Origin of the sequence: Paenibacillus sp. FSL R5-0636 (assembly GCF_037974255.1) — a bacterium.
Lineage (GTDB): Bacteria > Bacillota > Bacilli > Paenibacillales > Paenibacillaceae > Paenibacillus_AQ > Paenibacillus_AQ odorifer.
In genome coordinates this window covers 4,904,498-4,927,500 of the sequence record NZ_CP150232.1, presented here as the reverse complement: position 1 = coordinate 4,927,500, position 23,003 = coordinate 4,904,498, and the positions used below count along the sequence as shown (strand labels likewise).

The window sequence follows — 23,003 nt, the reverse complement described above, 5'->3', positions numbered from 1 at the left end:
CCCGTTTTTCGAAAATATAAGAATCTATATGTTTCATATGATAATGATCATTCTACTTCTCGCTGAAACGGTACCGTCTTCAAAAAAGGACGGTAAAGCCGTTTCCACTTGCCAGTATAGCACACGAATTTGCAGAGGAATTCCCGCTAAGGAATTCCCCGGACGAAATAGAGGGAAGTCCCTAATGGGATCCTCTGCCCGGGAAGTAAACGGCAGGAACACAGCTTTTCTCCTCAGTGGGAAAGGCTTTTTGCTTTTTATTCAGATCGAGGGAATTCCCGAGGTTCAATAGGTGTTTCCCTAATGGGAAGCACGGCCGGGTAGATCCATAATGGTATTAATTGAATAAATTTTGAAGGGAGTGTTCTGGATCGATGAAGAAGAAATTCGGACTTAACTTTTTTAAACCGGTTGAAAGCTATTCCGGAAACTGGTCCATTCTTGAAGAGAAAAATAGAGATTGGGAGAATATGTACCGCCAGCGCTGGTCTCACGATAAAGTAGTGCGTACCACTCACGGAGTCAACTGTACAGGCTCCTGCAGCTGGAAGGTGTTTGTGAAGAACGGAATCATTACTTGGGAAAATCAGCAGATCGATTATCCTTCCTGCGGACCGGATATGCCGGAGTTTGAACCGCGCGGTTGTCCCCGCGGAGCTACCTTCTCGTGGTACGAATATAGTCCATTGCGCGTGAAATACCCGTATATCAGAGGGAAACTGTGGCGGCTGTGGCAAACGGCGTTGAAGGAGCATGACAATTACATCGATGCCTGGGCCAGTATTGTTGAAGACCCCGAGAAGGCTAGCCAGTACAAGAAGGCGCGCGGTAAAGGTGGACATATACGTGTAGCCTGGGACGACGCGCTGCGGCTGATCTCGGCCCAGCTGATCTACACGATCCGGAAATACGGTCCCGACCGCATCGCCGGCTTCACACCGATTCCGGCCATGTCCATGGTCAGCTACGCATCGGGGGCGCGATTCATATCACTACTAGGCGGTCAAATGCTCAGTTTCTATGACTGGTATGCTGATCTTCCTCCGGCTTCCCCGCAAATTTGGGGCGAGCAGACGGATGTTCCAGAATCTTCGGATTGGTACAACGCCGGTTACCTGATGATGTGGGGCTCTAACGTACCGCTAACTCGGACGCCGGATGCCCACTTTATGACTGAAGTACGCTATAAGGGAACCAAAGTCGTGTCGGTGGCACCGGATCTCGCAGAGAACGTCAAATTCGCCGACAACTGGCTGGCCCCGAATCCAGGGTCGGACGCTGCGCTTGCCCAGGCCATGACGCATGTCATCCTGCAAGAGTTCTACCAGGAACGCCAGGAGCCGATGTTCCTGAATTATGCGAAGCAATATACAGATATGCCTTTCCTGATTCTGCTTGACCCTCATGAGGATGCCCTTAAAGGCGGACGTTTCTTGCGGGCGAGTGATCTTGGAGATAACTCCCAGCACTCTGACTGGAAACCGGTAATCTTTGACGAGGTGGCTGGTGAGATGATGGTTCCGAACGGTACCATGGGGCAGCGCTGGGAGGAAGGAAAGAAATGGAATCTGATCCTCGAGCGGGAAGACGGCAGTAAAGTAGAACCCGCCTTGACCATCGAAGGCCACGGAGAAGAGTGGACGGAAATCGTGTTCCCGTACTTCGATAATGCCGGCAACGGCACCTTCAGACGGGTGATTCCGGCCCGCAAAATACGGCTTGCCGACGGTGCAGAACGTTATGCCGCCACAGTCTATGATCTGATGATGAGCCAGTATGGCGTCGCACGTACAGAAAGTCCGCTTAACGCAAAGGGATATGAGGATCAATCCTCTTATTACACCCCGGCATGGCAAGAGAAGATTACGACGGTAAAGGCGAGTGTCGTAGTTCAGATTGCCCGCGAATTTGCCCAGAATGCGATTGATACGGGTGGACGCTCTATGATCATCATGGGCGCAGGGATTAATCACTGGTTCAACAGCGATACCATCTATCGTTCCATTCTGAATCTAGTGGTGCTGACCGCTTCCCAAGGTGTTAACGGCGGCGGCTGGGCGCATTATGTTGGTCAGGAGAAATGCCGTCCGATTGAAGGCTGGTCAACGGTTGCTTTTGCCAAGGACTGGCAGGGTCCGGCACGTCAGCAGAACGCGACTTCGTTCTTCTATTTCGCAACAGAGCAATGGCGTTATGAGGAGAGCGGCACTGATTCACTGAAATCGCCGACTGGAGGGGATGTAGCTTACCAACATCCGGCTGACTATAACGTATTGGCTGCCCGTCTCGGATGGCTGCCATCCTTCCCGCAATTCAACAAGAACAGTCTTCTGTTCGCCGAGGAAGCCGCACAGCAAGGCAAGAAGACTAACAGCGAGATTATCAGTCACACCGTGGAAGAGATTAAATCACGGAAAACACGGTTTGCCGTGGAAGATCCCGGCGCACCGGAGAACTTTCCCCGTTCATTATTTATCTGGCGCTCGAACCTGATTTCAAGCTCTGCCAAAGGGCAGGAATACTTCATGAAGCATTTGCTCGGAGCTTCCGACGGTCTGCTGGCCGAGCCGAATGAAGAACAGAAACCGGAAGAGATTATCTGGCGTGAGGATGTCGAAGGTAAGCTCGATCTGATGGTTGCCCTGGATTTCCGGATGACGACAACACCCCTCTATGCAGATATCGTGCTGCCGGCCGCAACTTGGTATGAGAAAACAGATCTGTCGTCGACTGACATGCATCCGTTTGTTCATCCGTTCAATCCGGCAGTTAACCCGCTGTGGGAATCCCGGTCGGATTGGGATATTTACCGCCAGCTGGCTGAGGTATTCTCCGAAATGGCAAAATCGCATCTGCCTGGCGTTTATAAGGATGTTGTGATGTCACCGCTCGGCCATGATTCGGTAAGCGAGATCTCACAGCCGATGGGTCTTGTCAAAGACTGGACCAAAGGCGAAGTTCCGGCTATCCCGGGCAAAACAATGCCGAACTTTACTATTGTAGAGCGTGATTATACTAAAATTCATGACAAATACACTTCACTCGGACCTAACCTCGCAATCGGCAAAGCAGGCGCGCACGGCATCAGCTTCTCTGTCGCCGAAGAATATGAGGAATTGAAGAAGCTCAGCGGTGTTTATTTCGATGAAACGATTAAAAACGGACTGCCGAAGCTGCAGACTGCCCGCCAGGCCGCAGATACGATTCTTCACCTGTCTTCGGCTACCAACGGGCGCGTGTCCCAGAAGGCTTACGCTGCAGCGGAGAAGGATTCAGGAGTAGAGCTGCGAGATATCTCGGCGGACCGGGCCGCAGAAAAGATTACGTTCCAGAGCATCACCGCACAGCCGCGGGAAGTCATTCCGACACCGGTATTCAGCGGGTCGAACAAGCAGGGACGGCGCTATTCACCGTTCACCACGAACATTGAACGTCTCGTTCCGTTCCGGACGCTGACCGGAAGACAGCATTTCTACATTGACCATGAAATCTTCCAGCAGTTCGGCGAAGCGCTGCCGGTTTACAAGCCAACGTTGCCTCCGATGGTCTTCGGGCCGCGTGACAAGGAAGTGAAGGGTGGACAGGATTCTCTGGTTCTGAGATATCTGACACCGCACGGGAAATGGAATATCCATTCGACCTATCAGGATAACCAGCACATGCTGACGTTGTTCCGGGGCGGTCCAACCGTGTGGATCAATAATGAGGATGCTGCGGCACATCACATTGAGGATAATGACTGGCTCGAAGTCTACAACCGTAACGGTGTCGTAACTGCACGCGCGGTTGTCAGTCACCGGATGCCGAGAGGCACCATGTTTATGTACCATGCCCAGGACAAGCACATTCAAGTACCGGGCTCTGAAATTACGGATACGCGCGGCGGAAGCCACAATGCGCCTACCCGGATTCATCTGAAGCCTACCCAGATGGTCGGCGGATACGCACAGCTCAGCTACGGTTTTAACTACTATGGTCCGATCGGCAACCAGCGTGATGTCTACGTAGCCGTCCGCAAAATGAAGGAGGTCAACTGGCTTGAAAATTAAAGCGCAAGTTGCAATGGTAATGAATCTGGATAAATGCATCGGCTGCCACACCTGCAGCGTGACCTGCAAGACGACCTGGACGAACCGTAAAGGTGCGGAATATATGTGGTTCAATAACGTGGAAACGAAACCGGGGATTGGTTATCCGAAACGCTGGGAAGACCAGGAGCTCTACAAGGGCGGCTGGCAGCTGCGCAAGGGGAAGCTGGAGCTGAAATCCGGCAATAAGCTGTCCAAGATTGCGCTCGGCAAAATCTTCTACAACCCCGACATGCCGGAGATGAAGGATTATTATGAACCGTGGACTTACAATTATGAGCATCTGACGAATGCAGGAGAGCAAAAGCATTCCCCGGTGGCGCGGGCTCATTCTGCTGTAACAGGCGAGAAGATGGATCTGGAATGGGGGCCTAACTGGGAGGATGATCTGGCGGGAGCGCATGTAACCGGCCCGCTTGACCCGAATATCCAGAAGATCGAGGAAGAAATTAAATTCAACTTCGAGAAATCGTTTATGATCTATCTGCCGCGCCTCTGTGAACACTGCCTCAACCCAAGCTGTGTCGCCTCCTGCCCTTCAGGTGCGATGTACAAACGGGATGAAGACGGGATTGTTCTGGTCGACCAGGAAGCCTGCCGAGGCTGGAGATATTGCATGACTGGCTGTCCGTATAAAAAAGTGTATTTCAACTGGCAGACCAACAAAGCGGAGAAGTGCACCTTCTGTTTCCCGCGTGTGGAAGCAGGACTGCCTACGGTATGCTCCGAGACCTGTACAGGCCGAATCCGCTATCTCGGGGTTCTGCTGTATGATGCCGACAAGGTTCTTGATGCCGCATCCACCCCGGACGAGAAAGATTTGTACAAAGCACAATGTGATCTGTTCATGAATCCGCATGATCCGGAAGTCATTGCCCAGGCGAGAAAAGATGGTATCTCTGAGGATTGGCTGGAGGCAGCCCAGAACTCACCGGTCTATAAGCTGGCGATTGAGCACAAGCTTGCCTTCCCGCTTCACCCGGAATACCGCACACTGCCTATGGTGTGGTATGTGCCGCCGCTTAGCCCGATCATGAATTATTTTGAAGGTAAAGATTCGCTGAAGAATCCCGATATGATTTTCCCGGCTATCGAAGAGATGCGCACACCGATCCAGTATCTGGCGAACATGCTGACCGCAGGCGATACGGAGACCGTCAAAGAAGCCCTGCAGCGGATGGCCATGATGCGCTCCTACATGCGCGCTAAATCCTCAGGCCAAGGGTTTGACGCTAGCCGTCTTGAACGTGTCGGTATGACAGCACAGCAGACAGAGGAAATGTACCGGCTGCTCGCGATTGCCAAATATGAAGACCGTTTCGTGATCCCAACCTCCCACAAGGAGCAGCACATGAACCCTTACCGTGCCCAGGGCTCGACCGGTTTCGGAAACGGGATGGGCGATATGGGCTCCGGCTCCGGTTGTGACGGCTGCGGACCTGCCAGCTCTGCCGGCGACACGATGAAGACCGGCAAGGAAATGTATGAAGAGAATTTCTACGGGGGGATTTGGCGTGATTGATCTGATCAAACTGCATGATTACAAGGAATCCTTCGGTTATTTCGCCCTGCAGCTCATGTACCCGGAGAAGCTGGACTTTCATCCGGCTTTTCTGGAAGAGGCGTTTGACAGTACTCATCCGGGTTATGCCCATGTGCATACCTATTGGAAGCAAATGCAGAGCTTCAGTCTGGATGAGATTCAGGAGAGTTATGCCGCTACATTTGATTTTCAGAAGGACTGCGCCTTGTATATGACCTATTTCAAATTTGAGGAGGCCAAGGAACGGGGGCAAATGCTCGCCAAGTTGAAGCTTCTGTACGAAATGTTCGGTCTGGAAATGCCGGAGGAAGAACTACCTGATTATTTGCCGCTTATGTGTGAATTTCTATATGCCGCGCAGTGGTTGGAAGTCCCGGGAGCGCCGGAGAATTTCCGGATGCTGATAGCGATTCTTGAGGATGGTACGTATCATCTGCTCAAGGCTCTGGAACGAAATGAAAGTCCCTATTTCCATCTGGTCAAGGGATTGCGCGAAACATTAAAAGCTTGTGCTGAACAGGAGGCCCTGAGTCAATGAATATGCTGGGTCAGTTTTTATGGGTCATTTTTCCCTACATGTGTATGGTGATCTTTATCAGCGGACATATTTTTCGTTATCGTAAGGATCAGTTTAACTGGACGGCCAAATCCAGTGAGTTTATTGAAAAGAAACAACTGAAATTCGGCAGCATTCTGTTCCACCTCGGAATTATGCCGGTTATCCTGGGCCATATTGGCGGGCTCGCTGTTCCGAAATCATGGCTGGAATCCATCGGCGTAAGTGATCATCTTTACCACATCGGCGCGGTATACATCGGGGGCATCTTCGGTGCAGCCACACTGCTCGGGATGCTGATTCTGACTTCGCGGCGCTTTACGCTTAAGAATGTCCGCCGGCTCAGCAGTGCATCGGACCTGATAGTCAACTCACTCCTCCTGTTTATCGTGTTTATGGGGATGTACTCTACCATTGTAACGAATGCCGTACAACCTGAGTTTGACTACCGCGATACGATTTCTGTCTGGTTCCGCGGCCTGTTCATGTTCCGTCCGGACCCGTCACTGATGAGTGATGTGCCGTTTTCCTTCAAGCTTCACATCTTGTCAGGGTTTGCCATCTTTGCCTTTTGGCCGTTCACCCGGTTGGTCCATGTATGGAGTGTTCCGTTGAATTATATAGGCAGAAGTTATATCCTATACAGAAGAAATAAATCGAATTAACGGAAAGAGTTGCGTGGACTTCTTTTCCTGTTCTAATCGAGGAGAGAAAACGATGAACAATAAGGTGGATTATCAAATCGAACTTGACCGGATCCGCGCAGCTCTAGGATATGACTTCATGTCGCTGGCTCTTGCTGAACCTGCGGAATATGACTATGTAATCCGGTGGAAATACGCCTCAGGGAACACTAATGACCGTTACAAACGGATTGTACTTCAATCCGGCAGAGGGATTGCAGGGATCGTGTTCAAGACCGGAAAACCGTTCTTAATCCCTTCTGTGCAGACAGATGTGAAGCCTGATACCTTGTTTAATTATCCCATTACTAAGATGGAGAATTTGAACAGTATTGGTGCTGTACCGGTGTGGAATGATGCCCGCGTCGCAGGCGTGCTTCTAGGCGGTTTCAGGGGTGAACGGCAGGTAACCGCTGAAATGCTGAGAGACCTGGACAGGGTAGCACGTAAGGGGATTGGAGACTCGAACGGGAAGGAATTGTTGCTCAGTTGATGACACCCGGAATGGATCTGCGGAGCCTGCTCATGACGAAGCTGTTCGAGAACAGCTCGGAGGCGATGTTCTTTTTTGACCGGCAAGGGAAAGCCCTGGCGATGAATCCGGCTGCCGAGAACATCGTTGACCAGGATATCCTGAAGCAGTTGTATCAGGGAAATCCGGAGGCACTATGCGGGACCTGCCGGGGATACACTAGTGAGACGGAGCTCCGCACATGCCTTAATTGTTACTTTCATACACCGGACTCAGAGGAATTTACCTCTTATCAAGTCTATCTGGAGACGAAAGATAAGGGGATTGTCCCTTATGCCGCCACCTTTCACACGATAGATGACGAGAATGGTATCAGAGTGTTTATGCTCAGGGATCTGAGCAGACAGTTCACGACACAAGAGAAGTTCTACCAGAACAAGATGATGAAGCATATCATTGAGGCGCAGGAGAATGAACGCAAGCGGATATCCCGTGAACTGCATGACAGCGTTGCCCAAGAGCTGATGAGTGCCGTGATTGATCTGCGTGTGCTCAAATATATGACAGCTGATGAACAGCTGCTGAAGAAGGTGAAGCAGACCGAAGTATCCATGACAAGACTTCTGAATGATATCCGCAACCTTTCCGTGGAGCTCAGGCCGGCTGCACTTGATGATTTCGGGCTGGAGGCTGCATTCCGGTCACACTTCAAGCGGATGGAACAAAGCTACGGACTTATAATTGAATATGAGTCCCGGCTTTTGGAGAAACGGTATGAGAGTGAGATTGAAACCGTCATGTACCGTGTATGCCAGGAAGCTGTGTTGAACGCCCTGAAGTATGCCCAGGTAGACAGCGTCAAAGTATCTCTTACAGAAAATGACGGCGTGCTGCGGCTTCTGATTAAGGATGAGGGAACAGGCTTCATTCAGGGAGACGAACCCAATGGAACCGGACTTGGTCTTTTTGGCATGCAGGAACGGGCGGAGCTGGTGGGTGGCACCTTCACCGTAGATTCAGGGATAGGTAGGGGCACAACCATTATTTTACAGGTGCCAGTAGGATTATCCCGAGGAAAGGAATGAGCTTCTGATGAAGATCGTCATTGCAGACGACCATGCGATCGTACGGAGCGGATTCTCCATGATTCTCAATTTTCAGGATGACATAGAAGTGATCGGAGCGGCGGCAGACGGGAGGGAAGCTTATATAATGGTTGCCAAATTCCGGCCGGATATTCTGATTATGGATTTAAGCATGCCTCCGGGCGAAAGTGGGCTGGTTGCAACCGGGAAGATTAAAGAGGATTATCCCGATACCAAAATCCTAATTCTGACGATGCATGACGATGATGAATATCTTTTTCATGTATTGAAGAACGGGGCCTCCGGTTATGTTCTCAAAAGCGCTCCGGACGAGGAGCTTTTGCTGGCCATCCGGACCATTTATGAAGGCGGCACTTATATCCATCCTAAGATGGCGACCTCACTGGTCCGTGAATTTATTAAGCAGGACAAATCCGGCGGTACAGAGGATCTGTTTGAGCTGTTGTCCAAACGTGAACTGGAGATCCTGCCGCTTATCGCCAAGGGATACGGGAACAAGGAAATCGCAGAGAAGCTGTTTATTTCGGTAAAAACGGTGGAAGCCCACAAAGCGAAAATTATGGAGAAGTTAAACCTTAAAAGCAGACCGGAGCTGGTCGAGTATGCTTTAAGGAAAAAAATGCTGGATTTCTGATTTGCAAATGGAGGGTTAGCAGGATGCCGGAAAATACAGGGCTCAAGTTTACGATGCCCGCCATGCGTATTCTTGAGAATGAACACCGCTATTTATCATTTCTGATGGAAGAATGGCATGCCCTTGTACTCTGGTTTGAACACGATCAGCCCGCTCTGGAAGAATCTAGGACACAGCTGCATAAGCTGCGTAAGGCGATTCTGGAGTTTACTGGTCCGTTGAAGAAGCATACTGTGAAGGAAGAAACGTTTTTTTTTCCGCTGCTTGGCAGTTATATCGGCTTTGAACAAGGACCACTGGTCGGCATCCAGGAGGAGCACCGCGAGATTGACGGATATATAGGGCATTTCCTGCATTACACAGAGGGCAATATAGATATGCTGCCGCTTGAGGATATCCGCGCAGCTGTTAAGGATGCAGGGGAGGCTTTTGAGGTTCTGACGGTACACTTTGTCAAAGAAGAGACTGTCATTTACCCGATGGCCGAGCATCAGCTGAGTGCGAAAGACAAAGAACGGTTAAGCCAGCAATTGAATACGCTCATTACGTGAGAATGAACAGGCTGCTCCTACTTGGGGCGGCTTTTTTGGGTCTTATTAAGAGAGTAGATAAGGTATTATGTTTCATTTGTGATAGGAGTGAATAAGTTCTGGAGCAAGGCCCCACTATGTGGGGTTATTTTATTTTTAGGGTTTCCCCTGTCAGGGAAAGGGGACTCCCCTATATCTGAGCCGGGGGATCGGCGGATACAATGAGTACAGGAAGTATTGGTATGAATAATCAAGAGAATAAACGGCGAAAAGGTGAGTCGAATGATTAAAAAAATGCAATTGCCGCTACAAACATTAAACTTGATTACTGGATTCATGGTGTGGGTGATCATCTCTTCCCTGATGCCCTTTATTTCCGAGGATATCAGCATTCCTCCGGGGCGGCTAGCGATGGTCACGGCTATTCCGGTGGTGCTCGGCTCTATTCTAAGGATTCCTTTAGGCTATTATGCAAACATTCTGGGAGCACGCATTATTTTTATGTTCAGCTTTATCCTGCTTTTGTTTCCGGTATATTTCATCAGTGAAGCATCCTCGGTCACTCATTTAATTATCGGAGGTTTGTTCCTGGGAATCGGCGGAGCCGTTTTTTCGGTAGGTGTAACCTCTTTGCCGAAGTATTTCCCTAAAGATAAGCATGGTCTGGTCAACGGAATCTACGGGATCGGGAATATCGGAACAGCTGTCACTACCTTCTCGGCTCCGATTGTGGCAGCACAGATTGGCTGGGCACCCGCGGTTAAAATGTATCTTATCCTGTTACTGGTATTTATCGCATTAAATTTCTTCTTTGGGGATCGTCATGAGCCTAAACTCAAAACGCCGATTATTGAACAGATCAAGGGCGTGTCCAAAAATGAAAAGCTCTGGCTTTTCTCCTTGTTCTATTTCATAACCTTTGGCTCCTTCGTTGCCTTCACTATTTATCTGCCGAACTTTCTAGTTTCGAACTTCGGTCTGGAAAAAGTGGATGCCGGGATGCGCACAGCCGGCTTCATTGCCGTTGCGACCTTCTTCCGGCCGATAGGCGGCTGGCTTGCCGACAAGTTCCAGCCTTTGTTTCTGCTTACCGGCACATTCAGTATTTATACGGTTGCAGCAATCATCCTGGCATTTATGCCTGACATGGGCTTATATACAGTAGGTTGCCTTGCTATTGCGTTCAGTGCGGGAATCGGTAACGGAGTCATATTCAAATTAGTCCCACTGTACTTCAATAAGCAGGCGGGTGTCGCCAACGGGATCGTATCGATGATGGGCGGTCTGGGCGGTTTTTTCCCTCCCATTATGCTGTCGGTGATTTATTCGGCTACAGGGCAATATTCCATCGGGTTCATGCTGCTCTCTCAGGTAGCGCTGGCCAGTCTGGTGCTGGTAGTGTGGATCTATTTTCAGGACCGGCTTGCGCTTACCTCTGAAGTGTTCAATTCTACCGGACAGGGGATTCTGGTTACGGATGTCTCCGGTCTGATCAAGACCGTCAATCCGGCGTTCACGAAGCTCACCGGCTATACGGAAGACGAAGTTCTTGGCAGACAGCCCAGCATTCTGAAGTCAGGCCGCCAATCCAAGGAGTTCTACCGCTTAATGTGGAGCGAAGTCAGGGAGAAGGGGATGTGGCAGGGTGAAATCTGGAACAAGCGCAAGGGCGGGGAAGAGTATTTGCAGTGGCTGAATATCAGCGCTGTAAAGGATGAGACCGGCGAAGATGTCCGGTATGTAGGCACATTCAGCGATATTACGGAGAAATAACCGGATGAACCGTTTTTTAGTACGGCACTAAGTTAGGAGCAGATGAAGGTGGAAAAGACCAGAACTCCGGTTACCGTTGCCGAAGCTGTATTCCGGGTAACTGAAAGAGCATGTCGCATAGGTACAGAAAGGATTCCACTTGCTGAAAGCTATGGACGGATCCTGGCGGAGCCGCTGACGGCAACCCATGATGTTCCGCATTTTACCCGATCACCCTATGACGGATATGCAATTTCTTCGGCAGATTCTGCCGGTGCTTCCGGTAATAACAGGATCAGCTTTACTGTAGTAGATCATATCGGCGCAGGGGCAGTATCTCAGATTGCAATTGGGCCATGCGAAGCTGTCCGTCTGATGACGGGAGCGGCGCTGCCGGCAGGAGCGGATGCTGTAGTTATGTTTGAACAGGCCACAGCAGCAGGTCATACGTTTACAATCCGTAAAGCTTTTGCGCCACAGGAGAATCTGTCCCTGAAGGGTGAAGATATGCGGTCAGGAGAAATGATCGTTCCGGCCGGCAGCTTCATTCATCCCGGGATTGTAGCGCTGCTGGCTACATTCGGTTATGGGTATGTTCAGGTCGGTAAGCGGCCGGTAGTAGGGATATTGTCTACGGGAACCGAACTGCTGGAGGTGACAGCACAGCTTGCACCCGGCAAAATCCGCAACAGTAACGGACCGATGATCGCAGCCCAGCTCGCCCGGATGGGTATTCCTTACCGGATGTATGATACAGCCGCAGACCAACTGGAAGCATGCCTGCTGACGGTGCGGAAGGCAATGACAGAAACAGACTGCCTGATCACAACGGGAGGTGTGTCCGTCGGTGATTATGACTACCTGCCGGAAATATATAACCGTCTCGGGGCTGATGTGCTGTTCAACAAGGTGGCGATGCGTCCGGGCAGCGTGACCACAGTTGCGGTTGCCGGGGATACGTACTTGTTCGGACTGTCCGGCAATCCTTCTGCCTGCTTCACAGGCTTCGAGCTGTTTGTTAGACCCGCCCTGCTCAAAATGATGGGAGCGGATAAAATTTATCTGCCGCGCACGACGGCGGTACTGGCAGAGGATTACCCAAAGGCCAATCCGTTCACCCGGTTTATCCGGGCTGTTCATGACCGCACCTCGGTGCGTCCTGCCGGTTTCAATAAATCTAATGCCGTATCTTCCATCGCACGCGGGAATTCGCTGATTGTGCTGCCGGGCGGGACAAGAGGTTACGCCGCAGGTGATCTTGTTGATGTACTGCTTCTGGGTGTTGAAGAAGGTACGGATAAATGGGTACTGTAAGCCTACCGGAAGGGAGATAAGAGTCATGAATGCACATCCACTACAGGATCAATTGCGACGGCCTATCCATGATTTGCGGATTTCGGTAACAGACCGGTGCAATTTCCGCTGTTCCTACTGCATGCCGAAGGAAGTGTTCGGTGATGATTATGCATTCCTCCCCGCAAGCGAGCTGTTAACCTTTGAGGAAATCTGCCGGCTGACGAAGCTGTTCGTATCCCTTGGAGTAAGCAAAATCCGGTTGACCGGTGGCGAGCCGCTTATGCGGCGTAATCTGCCTGAGCTTGTTGCGGGAATCCGCGCTATCGGCGGTGTAAAAGATATGGGACTGACGACGAATGGGGTACTGCTCGGTGCGCAGGCAGCGCCACTGTATGCTGCGGGACTCCGCAGACTGAACGTCAGCTTGGATGCTTTGGAGCATAAGCGGTTTGGAAAAATGAACGGACGGGGCTTTACGTCTGGATTAATTCTGCATCATATTGATCATGCCGTAGAAGCCGGGTTTGAGGTCAAAGTAAACATGGTGGTACAAAGAGGTGTGAACGAATCGGAGATTGTACCGATGGCTGCCTATTTCAAGGATAAGAATATAACTTTGCGGTTCATCGAGTTTATGGATGCCGGCAACGATAACGGCTGGAGCTATGAGAAGGTTGTAACCAAACGGGAAATACTGGAGCGCCTCCAAGGCTCATTTGAAATGGAAGCACAGGACCATAATTATTTTGGCGAGGTAGCCAAAAGGTACCGGTACAAGGGTAGCTGTACCGAGGTCGGTTTTATTACTTCCGTATCTGAATCGTTCTGCTCTTCCTGTACACGTGCCCGGCTGTCTTCCGACGGCAAATTATACACTTGCCTGTTCGCATCAGACGGTTTTGATCTCAGGGAAATGCTCCGCAGCGGGGCGAGTGACCAAAGCCTGCTGCTAGCCATTAGGGATGTATGGGAGCAGCGGACAGACCGTTACTCCGATGAGCGGACAGAACAAACCGTGAAGAACAGAACAAAGATCGGCATGTCCTATATTGGAGGTTAAAGAGCAGAATGCAATTTCAGCTGTTGATCGAGCCGGATGGCAGATCATTTTTGGCTGAGCAATGTATCCTTATTGTACCTCCAGGATCGAGCAATCCGGAAATGATCGCAGAATAGACTAACGCAACAACAAGGAAGCTCCTCTACCCGGATTACCGGCAGATGAGCTTTCTGGTTTTTTACAACTGTATACTAGAAGTACAACACGAGCACAGACACATATAACATAAAGGAGAAGCCAATTTCGATGATTCCGGTACGTTTTACTGTGATGCCCGTCTTTGGCAGGACAGCTGCCCGCACAAGCAGGATGAGCAGCGGAACAAGCAGAGATGGAAACAGGAACAGCCCGGCTGCTGCAACCAGCAGGTGATATAGAACAGATCCGTAATAGAAGCTAATATTATTTCGTTCACGGATGATGGTTTTGACATACAAAGCGGTTCCGACAAAGTACAGGACAGCCAGCAGGAACAACTCGGTCGCTGTCCGCCAGCTTTCTCCCTGACCGACGTAGAAGACCGGATAAATGATCAGGCAAAATGCCAAAATGGCCGAGATGTCATTGAGCAGGGCACGTTCATTTTTAGTTTTTGCATAATAGAGATTTACAGCGAACAAAGGCACGAGCGGTAGAACAAACCATAACAACTTAGGTTCGGCTACTACCAGATAGACGATCAAAGGGAGTAGCAGAATTCCATATACCTTCAAGGGCTGGGCATAGCGTTTAAATCTTCCTGTCTTCACCCCCTGCAGTAAAGGAAAACTGAACAAATAGATCAGAAGCCAGCAAGCAAACAGCGGAATATGTATCGGTTGCCCCTGGGATGCGGCTACCCCGAACAGAAAGGGAAGGACGAGCATCGCCCAGGCGCCGTGCTGGTTAGGGATATACTTCTTCATAGTAAACATCCTCCTACCCTGAAATATCATGGCATGCGAGGATGCCATACTCTTTAACTATACGTTTTTCCTTGAGGGGACCCGGGTGATTTGAAGCACTAATCATTTTAAGAAAAGGAGTAAACATCGTGAGTATGGAATCTCATCATGCAACAGTACAGGGTCCGGTTCCTGTATTACAAATTGTCGGGTACAAGAATAGCGGAAAAACAACACTTGCCTGCCGTTTAATTCGCGCTCTATCTTCTCAAGGTATACGCGTCGGGTCTGCTAAACACGATGCTCACCATTTTCAATTAGATGATCCGGGTACAGACAGCAGCAGGCATCTGCTGCACGGTGCGATTGAAACCGTACTGACATCGTCTGAGGCTACAAGAATAATGCGGAAGTCCGAGACTTCATTAGAAGAAATCGTACAGTCTATGTATGGTAAGGTTGATCTGCTGATTGCTGAAGGGTTCAAATCTGCAGATTATCCCAAAATCGCCTTGATCCGCAATGTAAATGAAATGATAAATCTGCGAAGTCAAGCAACGAATATTTATATGTGGTTAAGCTGGGAGGAGGACGCTAATATGAAAAGTGTAACGTCTGTGGTAAGCAAGAATACTACCCCTGTACTACTTTTAAGGGATCAAGCTCTTATAGATCAGGAGGTCCTCAACCTGGCTTTGTCGCTGCTTCAATCTAATATGGGAATACCTGACATAAGAGAAGGAGATTCCCTTACAGGAGGTGCACATTGTGCTGACTGGAATAATACTGGCAGGGGGACAGAATTCCCGGATGAAGGGTCGGAATAAAGCGCTCCTGACCTATCACGGGGAGCACTTTATTGTTAGACAGGTGAAGGAGATGCGTACCCTTTGCTCCAAGATCATTATTGTTACGAAAGATGCATCCCTGTATGAGGATTGTCTTCCATCCGGTCTCATTTTTCTACCGGACATCTATGAAGGGCATGGACCCTTAAGCGGGTTTCATGCCGCTTTTGTCAGGGTGGAAACGGATTATGCTTGGGTTGTCGGATGCGATAGTCCTAATATTTCAGCCCCTGCAGCTTCGTGGATGCTCACCCGGTTCAAGGAAGGCGACTATGATGCTGTTCTTCCCATCATTAACGGTAAGCATCAGATGCTCCATGGGGTATATCGGCCGCACCTGATTTTGCCAAGTATCATTGATAGACTGGAAACACGACAGTACCGGCTATCAGGATTATTAGATTCGATGCATTGGTTAGGGGTAGATAAGGGCGACCTTGCTGGTGCTGGTATATATGAGGATTTCACTGTAGATGTAGATACACCTGAGCAATATAAGGATTTGCTGCATCTATCGAAAGGGAGTGATCACATGGGCAGTTCATTATTTGAAATTACAGACGGACCGATCACACCAGCGGAGGTATCTGATAAAGTCCTGCGTAGAGAAGCGGGAGCGATTACCTTATTCCTAGGCACTGTACGGGAGTTCACGCAGGGTAAGCGGACATTATATCTTGAATATGAAGCTTATCCGCTCATGGCTGTAGCGCAATTGGAACGAATCGGGCAGGAAGTGAATGAGCGTTGGCCAAATACTATGGTTGCTGTAACCCATAGGATAGGAAAACTTGAAATCACTGATATCGCCGTTGTGATCGCTGTATCCTCGCCGCGCCGTAAGGCCGCTTACGAAGCGAATGAATATGTGATTGACCGGATTAAAGAAATCGTGCCTATTTGGAAAAAAGAAATGGGCGAAGACGGCGAAGCATGGGTTGGCGATCAGCTGAATCAATTAACCTATCCGGAAGGGCGGCCATTATTTCCGGATGTTCCTGCAGAAGATAAGAAGTAGAGGCGGCTATTAATGAAACAGGGGAGGAAGTAAAGAACATAAATGAGTACTGCTCGAATTGCCTTGTAGTATAATATAAATCAATTCAAGCCATCTAAACCTAAGGCAGCAATAGAACATAGGGATTTTTACCCAAAAAGCGAGGCGTAAGGAAATGAATGCAGCAGAGTTTCAACAGTATGTTAAGGAGTTCAGTGAAATCAAAGGGTTTGATACCAGCACCATTGAGCAGAGAATGCTGTACTTAATGACTGAGGTTGGGGAGTTGTCCAAAGAAGTTTTGTCCGTATCTTTTCATCCAGATGCAGAGCGGAAAGAAAACTTGGGATACGAGATGTACGATGTGGTGTGGAATATTTTTGATCTGGCCAATAAACTTGGCATTGATCTGGAGCAGGCTTTTAAACGTAAGCTGGAGATTAATGAACAGAGGACTTGGGAGTAAGGTGTATCTATTGAATACTATAAAAAAAAATCCAAGGACCTCCTCTGTGGGAAGCCTTGGATTTTTTTCACCCGAAATTTTATTTAAATGAAGCATAACCTTCATCAGCCATTACAACACTACCGTTAATTGCACTAGCTTCTGGTAAGGAGAGCAAGTATACAGTGTCTGCAACTTGTTCAGGCAATGTTAATTTGTTACCCATTACTTTACTCTTCATTTGGTCGACCATTCCTTGATCTTTATATCCTTGGATAATTGGCGTATCTACAGCGCCTGGAGCAACGGCAAGCACGCGGATACCATGGACGGAAAGTTCTAGTGCTGCGGATTTAGTCATCATAATGACCGCACCTTTGGAAGCGTGATATGCGAATGTACCTGGGGAAGCTAGGAATCCAAATACAGAAGCTGTATTGATGATCACACCTTTAATGCCGAGCTCACGCATTTTTTTACCAGCAGCGATAATCCCATGGGCTACGCCATGCTGATTGACATTAATGACACTATGATAATCCTTAAGGTCTTGGTCTAGTACAGGAGTGACGCGGCCGATGCCGGCATTGTTGAACATTACGTCAATTCTTCCATAAGTATCTACAGTTTTCTGAACGAGTGCTTCAACTTCTTCGTATTTTGAGACGTCAGTTTTGACGAAAATAGCTTCGCCACCATCTTTAATAATTTGTGCTACCGTTTCTTCACCTAATTGTTGATTGAAATCGGCAACGACAACTTGATCACCTTTACTTGCAAATTTAATGGCGGTTTGTTTCCCGATTCCACTGGCTCCACCTGTTATTACGGCTACTCTTTTGTCTGTCATTTGAGTTTCCTCCTCGAGAAATATAGTTATACTAGAAATGAAAGTTGATATAGTAAAAATGGTTACTTACTAACTTATTTACATTGTAGCACTTGTCTAAATTAATTAAAATTTAAGTAAATTTAATAGTTATTAAGTAAAGATTAACTTAAGGGGTGATTCAAATGAATTTGGAGCAGTGCGAGAATATCGTAGAAGTCGCAAAGATTGGTTCTTTAACCAAAGCAGCTCAGAATCGTCATATCACTCTATCCGCAATGAGTCAGTCCATTACCATGCTGGAGGCTGAGCTGGGAGTTACTTTGTTCATCCGTTCGCGCGGGCAAAAGGCGGTTCCCACAGCAGAAGGAAATGCCATTATTAGCAAAGCAAATGAAGTCCTGATGAAAGTAAATGAATTAAAAGAAGAAGCACAGATTTACAGCGATACGTTAAGTGGTCATTTGAAAATTGCTACGATACCCGGACCCATGCATTTGATGGTGAAGGTAATCTCTAGCTTTAAGGCAGATTTTCCAAATGTGAAAATAGAGATTTTTGAAAAGGGACCCAAAGAAATTCTGGATAATGTACTTCAGGATGAAATGGATATTGGACTTATGGTCTCGCCGGAGGGAATGCCTGACAAATATAAAGGGGTTAAGTTTGAACGGTTAGTGGAAGGAAAGATTGTAGTTGGTGTACATCCTCACTCACCGCTTGCCCTGAATTCCATCCTTACACCTGCTCAGTTAGTGGGGCAGACGTTGGTTTTATACGATGATTCTTACATTAAGGACTATGTAGAGCGATATTTATCTGGCTATGGGCCGATCAATTTGCTTTTTGTAAGTAACAACACACGGGCGATTGAGAATGCAGTTGCAGAAGGACTGGCCATCACAATTGGTCTGGATTATTCGTTTCTAAAAATATCAGAGGGTTCTCCAGGCTTCATGAAAACCATCGAGTTACGATCACCAGATACCCGTGCGAAATATTCAGGAGCTATTGTCTCTGCTTCAAAACAGACCTCCCAGACCGCCCGGAGATTTATCAACAGGCTAAAGCATGAATTTGATGAAATGATTAGACGAAGTTAACAGTATGCCTTGGTAAATTTTATCTAACCTTTACGCTTCCTAGTTAATATTAACCCTATGATGTTGTCCAAGCTCAGATCGATATTAGGACAGCCAAGTGGGGAGGATGTCAACACAGTGAGATGGTATCTTAGGCAAATTAATGTTGTTATTATCTTTGTTTTGTTGATTTCGTTGTTACAACCGGGAGCAATTGTTCGCGCTTCCATTTCTGATTTACCAGCAACAGATTACGGAACCGTTATTGATGTTCGCCAAACAGAGCTTGCACCCGGGGCGATGTATACCTGGATAGATCTCCAGAATGAACGTGGTTTACAAAAGATACATGCAGTGGAGTTCAACCCGCAACAAGGAAATTTGGAGCTGCGGGCAGGTACGAAGGATGGAAAGGTATACGGTATGAAGGGCGTTACCGAAATGGCCATGTATGCGGATTCGCCTGGAAACCGAGTGATCGCAGGGATCAACGGTGATTTCTATGAAATCCCCGGTTTTGCTACGGGTGTTCCCAATGGACTTTAAGCTTACACCAAGAGTAGTGTATCTGTAGCTAGCCGTAACATTTCGGCATTCAATGATATTGGTCTTGCTCCACAGTGGGCTCAAGAGGCAACCAGCGAAGTGTACAGACTTGGTTTGATGCAAGGACGTGCTGAAGGGCAATTTGCACCGTGCCAAAACGGAACACGTGCTGAAAGTGCACAGATGATCCTCAACCTGCTGAGTGTTATGGAGTAATGATTATGGCCAGTCTCAGGTTTATGGGGACTGGCTGTTTTTTTGATAATTGGATTAGTGGGATATACGCAGGATACGCACGCATGAATACACTGAGGGGGAAGCGGAGTAAAAGTAAAAATAAGGGTGAGACACAAAAGGTAAGTGTATATGGAGAACAGAGAACTAAGGCACGCTCGCTAAGGTACGATAAAGCTGAGGCACGCTCGCTGAGGTGTGCTAAAGCTAAAGTACGCTCACTGAGGTACGCTAAAGCTAAAGTGTGCCAACAGCGATGCACACTTGGTAAGTTTGGCTCGGACGAGCTACTTTTATCAAGAAAGTTTGTTTTAACAGATAGCCTCGATGGTTTGGGATCGTAACGGACTGTATTGCCGCTATTTTAACTTTTTGGTCTATTTTTCCAATTTTTCGGACTCCATAGCTCTTATTGTCATACTTTTGCACGGAATCGTAATATATTTTAATGAATAGCTGCATTTGAGTCCGATAGCTGAGCAGAATGGCAGAAATCAGCTTAATAAGGTCTCCTCGGTCCGATGAAGTAGAATTGAGTTAATAAGGTGTGTAAGGTGAGCTATGTGAGCCAAGTGAGCCAAGTGAGCTAGGTAAGTCAAGTGAGTAAAGTGAGTAAAGTGAGCAAGTTGAGAAGGTGAGCTAGATGAGTAAAGTAAGTAAACTGAGTCAGTAAACGGAAGATAAGATGCAGAATACAGATGGGGTTTAAGCGTATAGTAAAACTGAGGCGAGTATCGAGCATATTCCAAATCCTTACAGACGAGCGCCGAGTCTTTTTCCGGTATTTTGTAAAGATAGGGTTATATTGGGCGTGGAATACTGGGAATTACTCTTCAGAGGCAAGTAAAAACAAGGAATAATTGTTATTAGCCAACACAAATTGTTATGTTGTGTTATGATAGTAGGGAGGTGACTCCCATGAATGATTTTGAGAACTATCCCGATGAGCTGGGTAATTTCATTCGGCACATCAGAAAGACGAGAGGGTTAACCTTAAGAGGACTGGAAGAAAAGAGCGGTATAAGTTACTCACAGCTCAGCAAAATCGAACGTGGAGAGAGCATTCCGCTTAAAGACAATCTGGACAAGATCATTGAAGCGCTTGGAACGGATCTGAAGAATCGGATGTACCATTTGGCAGATTATATGCCAGATATTGAATATATCAAGACCTTGAAGCAAGGATATGAGCTGCCACAGCTCAAACAGTCTCAAGATTACATCTACGAGACAGCCTTTAACAAGCTTAAGGAATTCAGAGCGAAGGAAGGGAAAGAAACATCGTACGTTTCCTTTGATTCGAATGAAGTTATAGTTTACGAAACGGAATATGGGGCAGGAATGGTAATAGAGAAGATTGAGAAATACAATCTGACCGATGTCCTGAACGATAAGTTTGAGGGTAACCTCGACTCCTTAAGAAAGAGCCCCCGTAAAGGGCGTCAAGCCTTTCTATTTGGCGAGTGGCTACGGGAGTGCGTTTATGAACTGAAGGAAGAGGAACAGGATCAGGTCATACAAGCACTTAAAGAATTTACTCAGTTTAAAGTACAACAAATAAAGGGTGCTTATAAATAATGTATGCCTTTTGCTAATGATCTCAAAAATGAATGAATGTTGCCCTTTCTTGCAGCCATCTATTCATCTTGATCCATAAACTAACAACTAAAAATGGTTTGACAGAAAAGGGGATATTAATAATGAAAATTAACATGAAGTTTACCAGCAAGGGCAAAGTCGCTATAGAGAATTTTAATAACGAGGAATTGCTGGAGATCTTCGCACGTTACATCAAGACATTATCCAAAAAGTATGACATCGAAGTTGATGTTCCTCTTGAAGCGAATCAAAACATTGTTGGTGATGGTGCGGTAATCGCAACTGCAAAAAATGTGAAATGTGATGTTGAAACTTTCTTTAAAGAATTGGGCAGAGATATTAAAGTTCCCTTGAAGAAAAGACTCGGCGGCAAATTGGAAAATGTTTTCAAAACAGAAATTACAGAATAGAGCATTATTTTTATCTCAGATTAACCATCATATGTGCATATAAAAAAGGTAGGGCCGCGGAGGCTCTACCTTTTTTTATGTTTATGTACTTGACTTAAGGCGACCTAAGGAGTTTATTGTTGGTTGAAGCTGAAGAATAATGTGTACCATGCGCAGTGTGAATTTAATGGGGAAGGGGATGTTATATACTTTCAGAATCTATGAGATTTCTACCTCTCATGATATCTTTAATAATTTCAATGAAATCCGGTAACGCATGGGCATCAACCGCTAGCTCATAGATTCTTAGTAAATCCTCGTCAGATATAGATTCCAGAGATGAGGGCCGTGGAGAGGGATGAAAATAGTAATTCATTATGATCCTCCATCATTAATTGTTTTTATTATAGGTTTATCTATATGGTATCATTTGGAATAGGATCCGTCTCCTGTCATTCATCCTACGAATTTATCTTTACATTTGAGGATTATTATGGCATAATGTGCGATTTTGAGGAAATTGCTAAAAAGTTTCAATTTTTAATAAAATAATCCCGGCATGCGTGAACATGCCGGGATTATTAAAAAACTGAATTTTATTCTGACGGTTTTTTCTTTTGTGAAGCAAGATACTTCTTAAGGCGCGGTTCATTGGATTCCGAAACAGTAGTGAACTGCGTACCTTGATTAAAGCATACAATCTTCCGCCCGGGATCATAGCCTTCTATGTTGTTGATATTGACGACATTGCTGCGGTCAAGGCGTTCGAATCCCTTACCCTCATACGCTACGGAAAGATCGGAAAGCGTGGTGGGGAGAATAAATTCGCCTTCTTTCGTATGGACGAATATTGTATTTTTATAATTCGAGAAATACAATATATCTTCCTCTAGAATATCACTAGAGGAACCGTCTTTCTGTAAGACACGCATCTTTTCCCCATCCTTGTTTAATTACTTGCGCAGTTCTTTTGGAATTTCAGGGCTGTAAGCTGCTGGTTTTAGAATTTTTGTAAAAACTTGAGCAGAAGTACCCAGTAGGTTAGAAGCATAACGAGCTAAGGTTTTTTTCATCTGATTGACCTCCTTTGTAATGGGATTATAACTGTAAAGGATTGAACTAAAAATGCCAATCCAATGACAGACGAATGGATCCAAAAATTCAAAGAAACCAGAATTATGGAAATGATCTTTAAACCCAAATACCATTCTTTGGGGATTTGGGCATTAGCATCAGGATTCGGAGCACATAAGATCATTACAATTAAAGAAAAAAGATTAATCCAAATCAAATGGTTATGTATTAGATAGGTAATATGAGGGATAAGTGAACAGATAAAGATAGATACAATATTGCAGGCTCTTGCGGATTTTAAATGCACACCACCAGATGACATTCTTAGGAGTATGAAGCTGAATAAGGCTAAGAAT

The 23,003-nt window shown here is 47.1% G+C and carries 23 protein-coding genes and 1 pseudogene; 20 read left to right on the top strand and 4 right to left on the bottom strand.

What is annotated here, in order from left to right:
* Nucleotides 1–374 precede the first annotated feature (374 nt).
* The 11 genes from MKX34_RS22485 (at nucleotide 375) to moaA (ending at nucleotide 13,720) form a co-directional block, all read left to right on the top strand.
* Nucleotides 375–4,049, top strand: coding sequence for a nitrate reductase subunit alpha (locus MKX34_RS22485; RefSeq protein WP_076297367.1), 3,675 nt, complete (start codon nucleotides 375–377; stop codon nucleotides 4,047–4,049).
* Entirely contained in the window at nucleotides 4,039–5,610 is a 1,572-nt protein-coding gene (gene narH, locus MKX34_RS22480) for a nitrate reductase subunit beta (RefSeq protein WP_036675987.1), read from the top strand. The genes MKX34_RS22485 and narH overlap by 11 nt, the downstream gene beginning before the upstream one ends.
* Nucleotides 5,603–6,169 carry a nitrate reductase molybdenum cofactor assembly chaperone gene (narJ, locus tag MKX34_RS22475; protein WP_036675989.1) on the top strand — a complete coding sequence of 189 codons (567 nt, stop codon included), beginning with the start codon at nucleotides 5,603–5,605 and terminating at the stop codon, nucleotides 6,167–6,169. Before narH ends, narJ begins: the two co-directional genes overlap by 8 nt.
* The gene (narI, locus tag MKX34_RS22470; protein WP_076297368.1) at nucleotides 6,166–6,852 is read left to right on the top strand and encodes a respiratory nitrate reductase subunit gamma; all 687 of its coding nucleotides are present in this window, start codon (nucleotides 6,166–6,168) and stop codon (nucleotides 6,850–6,852) included. Before narJ ends, narI begins: the two co-directional genes overlap by 4 nt.
* A 52-nt stretch (nucleotides 6,853–6,904) precedes the next feature.
* Nucleotides 6,905–7,363 carry a GAF domain-containing protein gene (locus MKX34_RS22465; RefSeq protein WP_076297369.1) on the top strand — a complete coding sequence of 153 codons (459 nt, stop codon included), beginning with the start codon at nucleotides 6,905–6,907 and terminating at the stop codon, nucleotides 7,361–7,363.
* Nucleotides 7,364–7,374: 11 nt separating this feature from the next.
* Nucleotides 7,375–8,427, top strand: a complete 1,053-nt coding sequence (locus tag MKX34_RS22460) for a sensor histidine kinase (protein ID WP_244886365.1) — start codon at nucleotides 7,375–7,377, stop codon at nucleotides 8,425–8,427.
* A 7-nt stretch (nucleotides 8,428–8,434) separates the two neighbouring features.
* Nucleotides 8,435–9,082, top strand: coding sequence for a response regulator transcription factor (locus MKX34_RS22455; RefSeq protein ID WP_038572504.1), 648 nt, complete (start codon nucleotides 8,435–8,437; stop codon nucleotides 9,080–9,082).
* Nucleotides 9,083–9,105: 23 nt separating this feature from the next.
* On the top strand, nucleotides 9,106–9,633 hold the full coding sequence (locus tag MKX34_RS22450) for a hemerythrin domain-containing protein (RefSeq protein WP_076141340.1): 528 nt from the start codon (nucleotides 9,106–9,108) through the stop codon (nucleotides 9,631–9,633).
* 261 nt (nucleotides 9,634–9,894) lie between these two features.
* Entirely contained in the window at nucleotides 9,895–11,385 is a 1,491-nt protein-coding gene (locus MKX34_RS22445; protein ID WP_036675998.1) for a nitrate/nitrite transporter, read from the top strand.
* 42 nt (nucleotides 11,386–11,427) lie between these two features.
* Nucleotides 11,428–12,678 (top strand): gephyrin-like molybdotransferase Glp, encoded by a 1,251-nt coding sequence (gene glp, locus MKX34_RS22440; protein WP_076098656.1) that lies wholly within the window; start codon nucleotides 11,428–11,430, stop codon nucleotides 12,676–12,678.
* Nucleotides 12,679–12,703: 25 nt separating this feature from the next.
* Nucleotides 12,704–13,720: a GTP 3',8-cyclase MoaA gene (gene moaA / locus MKX34_RS22435; protein WP_076297370.1), complete on the top strand. Its 1,017-nt coding sequence runs from the start codon at nucleotides 12,704–12,706 to the stop codon at nucleotides 13,718–13,720.
* Between the two features lie 191 nt (nucleotides 13,721–13,911).
* On the opposite strand, the gene MKX34_RS22430 is transcribed toward moaA, so the two are convergent.
* On the bottom strand, nucleotides 13,912–14,625 hold the full coding sequence (locus MKX34_RS22430) for a YwiC-like family protein (protein WP_169744792.1): 714 nt from the start codon (nucleotides 14,623–14,625) through the stop codon (nucleotides 13,912–13,914).
* A 134-nt stretch (nucleotides 14,626–14,759) separates the two neighbouring features.
* On the opposite strand from MKX34_RS22430, the gene mobB reads away from it, so the two are divergent.
* The 4 genes and pseudogenes from mobB to MKX34_RS22410 all read left to right on the top strand — a co-directional run bounded on the left by mobB (nucleotide 14,760) and on the right by MKX34_RS22410 (nucleotide 16,915).
* Nucleotides 14,760–15,431 (top strand): molybdopterin-guanine dinucleotide biosynthesis protein B, encoded by a 672-nt coding sequence (mobB, locus tag MKX34_RS22425; protein WP_256717666.1) that lies wholly within the window; start codon nucleotides 14,760–14,762, stop codon nucleotides 15,429–15,431.
* Nucleotides 15,415–15,744, top strand: a pseudogene (locus MKX34_RS22420) (NTP transferase domain-containing protein); the annotation flags it as partial. The gene mobB and the pseudogene MKX34_RS22420, both read left to right, overlap by 17 nt.
* 240 nt (nucleotides 15,745–15,984) lie before the next feature.
* The gene (locus MKX34_RS22415; RefSeq protein ID WP_076297415.1) at nucleotides 15,985–16,470 is read left to right on the top strand and encodes a molybdenum cofactor biosynthesis protein MoaE; all 486 of its coding nucleotides are present in this window, start codon (nucleotides 15,985–15,987) and stop codon (nucleotides 16,468–16,470) included.
* Between the two features lie 154 nt (nucleotides 16,471–16,624).
* Complete coding sequence (locus MKX34_RS22410; protein ID WP_036676004.1) at nucleotides 16,625–16,915, top strand: MazG nucleotide pyrophosphohydrolase domain-containing protein; 291 nt, start codon at nucleotides 16,625–16,627, stop codon at nucleotides 16,913–16,915.
* 79 nt (nucleotides 16,916–16,994) lie between these two features.
* Here the strand turns inward: MKX34_RS22410 and MKX34_RS22405 are convergent, their stop codons facing one another.
* Nucleotides 16,995–17,744: an SDR family oxidoreductase gene (locus tag MKX34_RS22405; protein ID WP_036676006.1), complete on the bottom strand. Its 750-nt coding sequence runs from the start codon at nucleotides 17,742–17,744 to the stop codon at nucleotides 16,995–16,997.
* A gap of 164 nt (nucleotides 17,745–17,908) precedes the next feature.
* Between MKX34_RS22405 and MKX34_RS22400 the strand changes: the two genes are divergently transcribed.
* The 5 genes from MKX34_RS22400 (at nucleotide 17,909) to MKX34_RS22380 (ending at nucleotide 21,594) form a co-directional block, all read left to right on the top strand.
* Nucleotides 17,909–18,826 carry a LysR family transcriptional regulator gene (locus MKX34_RS22400; RefSeq protein ID WP_076098659.1) on the top strand — a complete coding sequence of 306 codons (918 nt, stop codon included), beginning with the start codon at nucleotides 17,909–17,911 and terminating at the stop codon, nucleotides 18,824–18,826.
* Between the two features lie 117 nt (nucleotides 18,827–18,943).
* Nucleotides 18,944–19,351, top strand: coding sequence for a hypothetical protein (locus tag MKX34_RS22395; RefSeq protein ID WP_076297372.1), 408 nt, complete (start codon nucleotides 18,944–18,946; stop codon nucleotides 19,349–19,351).
* A 39-nt stretch (nucleotides 19,352–19,390) separates the two neighbouring features.
* Entirely contained in the window at nucleotides 19,391–19,567 is a 177-nt protein-coding gene (locus MKX34_RS22390; protein WP_141118485.1) for an S-layer homology domain-containing protein, read from the top strand.
* Nucleotides 19,568–20,503: 936 nt separating this feature from the next.
* On the top strand, nucleotides 20,504–21,163 hold the full coding sequence (locus tag MKX34_RS22385; protein ID WP_036676012.1) for a helix-turn-helix transcriptional regulator: 660 nt from the start codon (nucleotides 20,504–20,506) through the stop codon (nucleotides 21,161–21,163).
* A 122-nt stretch (nucleotides 21,164–21,285) separates the two neighbouring features.
* Entirely contained in the window at nucleotides 21,286–21,594 is a 309-nt protein-coding gene (locus MKX34_RS22380) for a hypothetical protein (protein WP_036676014.1), read from the top strand.
* Between the two features lie 575 nt (nucleotides 21,595–22,169).
* On the opposite strand, the gene MKX34_RS22375 is transcribed toward MKX34_RS22380, so the two are convergent.
* Complete coding sequence (locus MKX34_RS22375) at nucleotides 22,170–22,505, bottom strand: LytTR family DNA-binding domain-containing protein (RefSeq protein WP_036676016.1); 336 nt, start codon at nucleotides 22,503–22,505, stop codon at nucleotides 22,170–22,172.
* 21 nt (nucleotides 22,506–22,526) lie between these two features.
* Nucleotides 22,527–22,646, bottom strand: a complete 120-nt coding sequence (locus tag MKX34_RS22370) for a cyclic lactone autoinducer peptide (RefSeq protein ID WP_139329854.1) — start codon at nucleotides 22,644–22,646, stop codon at nucleotides 22,527–22,529.
* Between the last annotated feature and the right edge of the window lie 357 nt (nucleotides 22,647–23,003).